This window comes from Protofrankia sp. CiP1_Cm_nod2 (assembly GCF_920664355.1).
Classification (GTDB): domain Bacteria; phylum Actinomycetota; class Actinomycetes; order Frankiales; family Frankiaceae; genus Protofrankia.
Window position 1 is genome coordinate 1 of record NZ_CAKKTL010000248.1, and the last position, 7,363, is coordinate 7,363.

Here is a 7,363-nt window from a genome sequence, read left to right on the forward strand (position 1 = left end):
TTCTTATCCTCACGCGTCGGCAACTCAAGCTCTCCACTCACCAGCCCCTCCTAGGTGGTCTAACAATCACTATGTGTGATCTTCTAGGCATAGCCGACAAACTCACAGGGAATAAGTACTTCACAACAGGCCGCTGGGGCGTTCAGATGGATTTCACGCCAGGAGATGTCTTCAGTAAAGGTGAAGGTCCGAGAAGCAGGCTGGACGGCATCGCGGCAGCAGAATGATGGTGCAGGCTGCGATAGCGGTCTCCGACCGAGCCCCTTCTGCCGCGGTGGTCTGTGCGGTTCGTGGGCGGACGAATGTCAGCGCCAGAGGGCGCTGGATGTCCGCCGGTAGTCCATGTAGCGGCACATCACGGGGAGAAATCTCAGCCACATAGGTGAACAATGCCCCACGGACCGCGCCGGTGTCAACATCCAACCTGACGCAGCGCAACGGATCAAGGGAAATATATACATATGCCCACTTTCGGGACCCTGGCAGATTTGCCAGGTAGCGGATCATTGGCCGAACCGATGGTTTTCAGTGTTGATGAGGTATGAAATCCAGTCGTTTTGGGGCCCCTGAAACAGAGGGGGCACGACCCTCGATTGATCACGAAGGTTCCTAGGCCATCATGATCGTCCCGAGGTGTCATGCCCGCCGCGCCATTATCCGCGTCTGCCCCTGTTCTAGATCAGCTGTCCTCGATCGCGGCTCGCACGACACCGGCGCTGGTGCCGCCCGCGGCTCTGTTGGCGGTGTTCGCCCAGGTCACCGATCCGAGGAAACGTCGGGGGACGCGGCACCAGCTACCGATCCTGCTCACGCTGGCGACCTGCGCGGTCCTCGCGGGCGCCCGGTCGTTCACCGCGGTCAGCGAGTGGGCTGCGAACGCCAGCGAGACCGTCTGCACGGCACTCGGGATCGCCCGGGTCCCGGACGAGTGGACGTTCCGCCGGGTTTTCGCCCGACTCGACGCCGACATGTTGGACGTGACCCTCGGTGCCTGGGCCGCCGCGGCGACCACGCCGCCCCAGGGTGAACGGCGGCGGATCGCGGTCGATGGGAAAACCCTGCAGGGCTCACGCCACGGCGACACTCCCGGCCGGCACCTGCTCGCCGCTCGCGACCAGCACCACCAGGTCGTGCTGGCCCAGCGCGCCGTCGACGCGAAGAACAACGAGATCCCCGCACCGAAAGCCCTGCTCAGCCAGGTAGAGCCAACCGGTGTGACTGGCAGCGCCATTGTGCCGGAGCAGGGTCCGAAACACCCTGGTCTCGTTGGTCTTCGCATCGACCTCGACTTGGCCAACTGCGAGCCCGGCGCCGTGGGTCGCCGCCGAGAACAGGTGAACCTGGCTGCCGTCGGGCCGCCGTGCGCCCCTGGGCCTTGAGGGTCTCGGCCAGGGAGGCAGGTACCCGCACCGACACCACGATCTGCTCGTTCTCCAGCGCTTCGACCTCAGCGGCTTCGGCTTCTTCCGCGGTGCGCTCGGCGCGAACGGCATCCCGCCGAGCGCGGGTCGCGCGACCTGTCATGGCTTGCCGGGTAGTCCTGAAGATCGACTCTGCGGATCTTCGACTGGCGATCCCGGCCTTGTCAACCGGATCGATGTGACCCGATCCGGGTTTCTGGCACCCGCGGGGTGCGCCGTCCCCATCACGGCGGCACAGAAGGCTTGTAGATCGTTCGTCGCGCTGACCCGTGGTGCAGAAGCCCTGGTCAGGGCCCACGGACGAGTTTCGGGCACGGACAGTGGGAGCATGACGCGACATCCGCAACGCCCACGAGAGCCGGCGATCGCGATCAATATTGCTGGTGGTGGTACCATAACCCTATGGCCTTGAAGAAGACGACCGTCATGGTCGAGGAGGAATACCTGCAGATCGTCAAGGAGGCGGCAGCGCGTGAAGGCCGGCCCGAATCCGAGTATTTTCGCGAGGCGTTCCGTATCGCCGCGCTGCACGCCCGCCGATGGTCCGGCGACTGGGACATACCGGCACTCGACTTCGGCGGCCCGCTCACCGAAGATGACGTCCGCGAAGCGGTCGACGAAGCGGTCGACCGGAAAAACGGCACGACTGGCATCGCCACGTGATCGTCGTTGGTGGCACCTCTGGCCTCATGGCCGCCTTCAACATTGGCAATCCGGAACACCAGGCAGCCCGCGCGGCACTGCGCGAGGCGTCCGTGACCCTGGTTTCCCCGCTGGTGTTCGCTGAAGTCGAGCACGTCATCACCCGCAACGTCGACCGCAAGGCCGCCTATAAAGTCAATGACTGGCTGTTACAACAGGAGGGCGCCATGCGCATCCTGGTCCCAGAGGTGTCAGCCGATACCCTCCGCAAGGCTCGCACGGTCCAGAGCCGGTACGCCGACCTGCGCCTGGACCTGGCGGACGCAGTGAACGTGGTGCTGGCGGAGCAGTACGAGACCGACAGCGTTCTCACGCTCGACCGGCGAGACTTCCGTGCGATACGTCCGCTCAGCAACCACAAGGCGTTCCGTCTCCTGCCGGACGACCTGTGACGGCACTGTTGCATTGGCGAAGCCCGCCGTCTCGGCTGCCGATCAGTCATGATCGAGTGATGCATCGACGTCGTGTCCGTCCGCCGGTTCCGACGTCGGAGTTCGCCGACTTCCGCTTCCCGCCCGAGGGGAAGTGCCGGCGGTGCGCTGGTACCCGCGCTACACCCTCTCCGGCACGGTCGTCGGCCATTACCACGGCGTCACCTACCATGTGACCCCGCGAACCCGGGGTGGACACCAAACGCGCCCAGTGCCGCCAGCAACTGGCGGTACTACGAGCAGGAACCGACAGCAACAACGGGCCCTGGGGATAAGCAGCGAAAAGACAAGGATATGAATCCGCTGTCGTTATGACAGCACCAGGCTTGTCTCCTTGAGCCCTTCATGGTCGCCCGATGGCGATCATGTTGTTCTGGCCGGCGTCAGGGGCTTGTGAGGATGACGAGCTGCCGGGTCGCCCGGGTCATCGCGACGTAGCGGTCGACCGCTCCTTCGATGCCGTCGCCGAACGTCTCCGGGTCGATGAGGACGACCAGGTCGAACTCGAGCCCCTTCGACAGCTCCGGGGGCAGCGACCGGACGCGGGGCGTCGCCCGGAACGTGGGATCGCCGATGACGCAGGCGGTCCCGTCGGCGTGCGCGGCGAGCCAGGCGTCGAGGATCGAGCCCAGCTCCGAAACGGATCCGTGCACGACGGGGAGGCCGCCGCCGCGGATGGACACCGGCACGTTGGCGTCCGGGAGCACCGCCCGGATAACCGGCTCGGCTTCCGCCATCACCTCTTCCGGGGTCCGGTAGTTGATGCTCAGGGAGGCCAGGCTGATCCGGTCGAGCCCGATCCGGGTGAGCCGTTCCCGCCACGGCTGTGTGAACCCGTGCCTGGCCTGGGCGCGGTCCCCGACGATGGTGAAGCTGCGGGACGGGCAGCGCAGCAGCAGCATCTGCCACTCCGCGTCGGTCAGTTCCTGCGCCTCGTCCACGACGATGTGCGCGAACGGGCCGGCGAGCGGGTCCGGGCCGGTAACGGGCAGCCCGGACTCGTCGACCAGGGCGTCCCGCAGGTCCTCTCCGCGCAGCATCGTCACCACGCCTTCACCGTCGTCGTCGGCGGCGAGCAGGTGGTCGACGACCCTGGCCACGCGCTCGCGTTCGGCGGCGAGGGCGGCGCCCCGCCGACGCCTGCGCCGTGACACCCCCGGGTCGCCGAGCCGTTGCCGTGCCGCGTCCAGGAGTGGCAGGTCGGACACCGTCCAGGCCCGGGCGTCCTCGCGCCGCAGCTTCCGGATCTCGGCGGGGCACAGCCAGGGGGCACACCTGCGCAGGTAGGCGGGTACCGACCACAGGTCCGCGACGAGGTCAGCCGCTTCGAGCAGCGGCCACGCCCGGTTGAGGGCCGTGACCAGCTCCTCGTTCCGCAGCAGCGACTGGCGGAGCAGGCCGGCCGGGACGTCGACGTCGACCTCGACGTCGTGCTTGTCCATCAGGATCGTGAGCAGTTCCTCCCAGATCTGCTCGCGCGCCTCGTTGTGCGCGGTGCCGGGGTCTGGTGCTTCGAACGCCTCGGCCCAGGCGTCGGCGCCCAGCCAGATCTCCGACCAGTCGGTCGTGACCGTCATCCCTCTGGTGGGCGGCTCCTCGTAGAACCTCACGGCCGTCTCGATCGCCTTCACCAGGTCCGCGGACGACTTCAGGCGGGCCACGTCCGGGTCGGTCTCGACCGTTGCCGCGGCTCCCTCGGCGACGAGGTCCCGCAGGGTGCAGGTCTGCACGCCCTCCTCGCCGAGGCCGGGCAGGACGTCGGCGACGTAGGCCAGGTAAGGCTGATGCGGGCCGACGAACAGCACGCCGCCCCGGCGGTGACCGAGGCGCGGGTCACGGTAGAGAAGGTAGGCGGAACGGTGCAGGGCGACGACGGTCTTCCCCGTGCCCGGACCGCCGTCGACGACGAGAGCGCCGTCGGATCCCGCGCGGATGATGGCGTCCTGGTCGGCCTGGATGGTGCCGAGCACGTCCCGCATCCGGGGCGACCGGTCGCCGCCCAGGCTGGCGATGAAGGCGGACTGGTCGTCGAGCGCGCTGTGCCCTTCGAACCCATCCGAGGTGAGCATGGTGAACACCTCGTCCCAGTAGTCGCTGATCCGGCCGCGGGTCCAGCGATACCTGCGGCGGCTCGCCAGGCCCATCGGGTTGGCGTGGGTCGCTCCGAAGAACGGCTCGGCCGCCGGCGCGCGCCAGTCGAGCAGCAGCCGACGGCCCGCGCTGTCCGTGAGGCCGAGCCGTCCGATGTACACGGGCTCGGGGCTGTCCGCGCTGACGATGTGCCCGAGGCACAGGTCCAGGCCGAAGCGACGCAGGACGCGCAGGCGGGCGGTCAGCCGGTGGACCTCCATGTCCCGGTCCATCGCCTGCTGGCCTGTGCCACCGGGCGCCCTGCGCGCGGCATCGAGGCGGTCGGACAGGTCGGCGATCGACTGCTCAAGGCTCTCCGCGATGGCCGCGAAGTGTTGCTCGTCGCCGGCGATCAGCGTCGGGCCGGCCTTGGCGGCGAGGTGGTAGGGAAGGTCGAACGCGCTGGTGGTCAAGGGGTGCACGCCATCAGCGCCCGCAGCCGCGCCGCGCGTCCCACCAGCGGCCCGCCGTCCCCGCACGACCCATACGTCGACAACAACACACGCATTCCGCGACTCCCGTTTCCGCAGCTCCTGGCCTCGGCCGGCTATTCTGCGGCACGACCCGGGCCTTGCCGCAAGCCCCCCGGTACGATATAGGTTAAAAGTGGCAGGGAGTGGGCGTCGGGTACTTGGTCACCAGATTGGTCACCAGCTCGGTTACCGGCTCGGTCACCAGTTTGGCGGCCCGCTCATCGGTCGAGTCGAGAATTCGGTCGAGTCGAGAATTCGGTCGTAAATCAGGATTGCCAGGACGGGTCCCTTCTCAGGGTCGACGACGGCCACTCTTTGCGGTCGCGGGCCGTCGGCGTGGTGGTGCCGAATGCCCGACGTCTACCGGTGTGCGACAAGGCGACGGTTTCTTCGGACTGCGGCCGGTCACGGGTCGCGACCTGCACGCCGCCGTATGCTGGTCCTGGTTCGCAGCCAGCCGGAAACACCGGCGAGGAGGCCCTCGTCCATGAGCACTCCGGAGACCGGACACCCTCTCTGTATCCGCTGCTGCGCCCTCAGGTCACCGTCGAGGAACTCCTGGCCGCGAGAGGCACACGCCCATCCGGTCCCTCGACGACCTGACGGCCGACACCTTCGACGCGGAAGGGACCAAGGCGGGGCCAGGTGCTGGACGCTGGACAGCTCGCCCACCCATCCGTCGCCGCGCTGACCGGCCTGCCGGCCGAGCGGATCGGACAGCTCAGCGGCATCGGCAACTGGGACGAGTAAACGACGCCGGCTCCGGCACGACGTGGCACGATCTCGTAGGTGACGAGCGGAGCCGCCGAGGAGCGGCGCCTGCGCGACCTCGCGCGGCTGCGGCGCGTCCGCGACCGGATCGACCGGGAGTACGCCCGGCCGCTGGACGTCGAGGCGCTCGCCCGCGGCGCGCACATGTCGGCCGGGCACCTCAGCCGTGAGTTTCGCCGCGCCTACGGCGAGTCGCCGTACAGCTATCTCATGACGCGGCGCATCGAGCGCGCGATGGCGCTGCTGCGTCGTGGCGATCTCAGCGTCACCGAGGTCTGTTTCGCGGTCGGCTGCTCGTCGCTGGGCACCTTCAGCAGCCGCTTCACCGAACTGGTCGGTATGCCACCGAACGCCTACCGGCGCCAGGCGGCGCGCGCGACGGCGGGGATGCCGTCCTGCGTGGCGAAACAGGCCACCAGACCGGTCAGGAATCGAGAAGCGCCAGCCCCCGAGCCGCACCTAGCGTGAAGGAGCCCGCGCACGACGCCAGTGGCGGCCGTCAGGCGGCCGCCGGCACCGATGCACCGGTACGCCGATGGACCGATGAACCGATGAACCGATGAAAGACAGGATGAGCATGGCCACGAGGACGGGCCCGCGATCGCCCGCGCCGCACGCTGCCGGCAGGAACGTTGCCGACAGTCACGAGCTGATCCGGGTGCGGGGCGCGCGCGAGAACAACCTCAAGGACGTCAGCATCGAGATCCCGAAGCGCAGGCTGACGGTGTTCACCGGTGTCTCCGGCTCGGGCAAGAGCTCGCTGGTGTTCGGCACGATCGCCGCGGAGTCGCAGCGGCTGATCAACGAGACCTACAGCGCCTTCGTGCAGGGCTTCATGCCGACGCTGGCGCGGCCCGAGGTCGACGTGCTCGAGGGGCTGACGACCGCGATCATCGTCGACCAGCAGCGGATGGGCGTCGACGCCCGTTCCACGGTCGCCACCGCCACCGACGCGGGCGCGATACTGCGCATCCTCTTCAGCCGGCTCGGGCAGCCGCACATCGGCCCGCCCGGCGCGTTCTCCTTCAACGTCCCCTCGGTCCGCGCGAGCGGGGCGATCACGGTCGAACGCGGCGCCGGCAGAACCGTGACGCGGACCTTCACCCGTACCGGCGGCATGTGCCCGCGCTGCGAGGGCCGGGGAACGGTCACCGGCTTCGACCTGTCCGCGCTCTACGACGACAGCAGGTCGCTCAACGAGGGTGCGCTCACGATCCCCGGCTACGGCGTCGACGGCTGGTACGGCCGCATCTTCAGCGGCTGCGGCTTCCTCGACCCGGACAAGCCGATCCGCGGGTACACCGGGAAGGAGCTCCACGACCTCCTCCACAAGGAGCCGACCAAGATCAAAGTCAACGGTGTCAACCTGACGTACGAGGGGCTGATCCCGAAGATCCAGAAGTCGTTCCTGTCCAAGGACGTCGACGCGCTGCAA

The 7,363-nt window shown here is 68.1% G+C and carries 6 protein-coding genes and 1 pseudogene; 6 read left to right on the plus strand and 1 reads right to left on the minus strand.

Annotated elements, in window-relative coordinates; genetic code table 11:
• The 4 genes from NBW84_RS20620 to NBW84_RS20635 all read left to right on the plus strand — a co-directional run.
• Nucleotides 1-227 (plus strand): hypothetical protein (locus NBW84_RS20620; protein WP_250286537.1); only part of this gene is annotated, 227 nt, incomplete at its 5' end.
• Nucleotides 228-719: 492 nt separating this feature from the next.
• Complete coding sequence (locus NBW84_RS20625; protein ID WP_250286539.1) at nt 720-1,379, plus strand: ISAs1 family transposase; 660 nt, start codon at nt 720-722, stop codon at nt 1,377-1,379.
• A 468-nt stretch (nt 1,380-1,847) separates the two neighbouring features.
• Nucleotides 1,848-2,084, plus strand: a complete 237-nt coding sequence (locus NBW84_RS20630; RefSeq protein ID WP_250286541.1) for a CopG family transcriptional regulator — start codon at nt 1,848-1,850, stop codon at nt 2,082-2,084.
• Nucleotides 2,081-2,515: a PIN domain-containing protein gene (locus tag NBW84_RS20635; protein WP_250286543.1), complete on the plus strand. Its 435-nt coding sequence runs from the start codon at nt 2,081-2,083 to the stop codon at nt 2,513-2,515. The genes NBW84_RS20630 and NBW84_RS20635 overlap by 4 nt, the downstream gene beginning before the upstream one ends.
• A gap of 422 nt (nt 2,516-2,937) precedes the next feature.
• Here the strand turns inward: NBW84_RS20635 and helR are convergent, their stop codons facing one another.
• Complete coding sequence (helR, locus tag NBW84_RS20645) at nt 2,938-5,106, minus strand: RNA polymerase recycling motor ATPase HelR (RefSeq protein WP_250286545.1); 2,169 nt, start codon at nt 5,104-5,106, stop codon at nt 2,938-2,940.
• An 840-nt stretch (nt 5,107-5,946) separates the two neighbouring features.
• Between helR and NBW84_RS20650 the strand changes: the two genes are divergently transcribed.
• Both NBW84_RS20650 and NBW84_RS20655 read left to right on the plus strand, forming a co-directional pair.
• The gene (locus tag NBW84_RS20650) at nt 5,947-6,396 is read left to right on the plus strand and encodes a helix-turn-helix transcriptional regulator (RefSeq protein ID WP_250286547.1); all 450 of its coding nucleotides are present in this window, start codon (nt 5,947-5,949) and stop codon (nt 6,394-6,396) included.
• A gap of 103 nt (nt 6,397-6,499) precedes the next feature.
• A pseudogene (locus NBW84_RS20655) lies at nt 6,500-7,363 on the plus strand (excinuclease ABC subunit UvrA); the annotation flags it as partial.

What these genes read in the sequence shown, in the direction of transcription:
- NBW84_RS20630 (WP_250286541.1), top strand. Translation starts at nt 1,848, where the DNA reads ATGGTCGAGGAGGAATACCTGCAGATCGTCAAGGAGGCGGCAGCGCGT.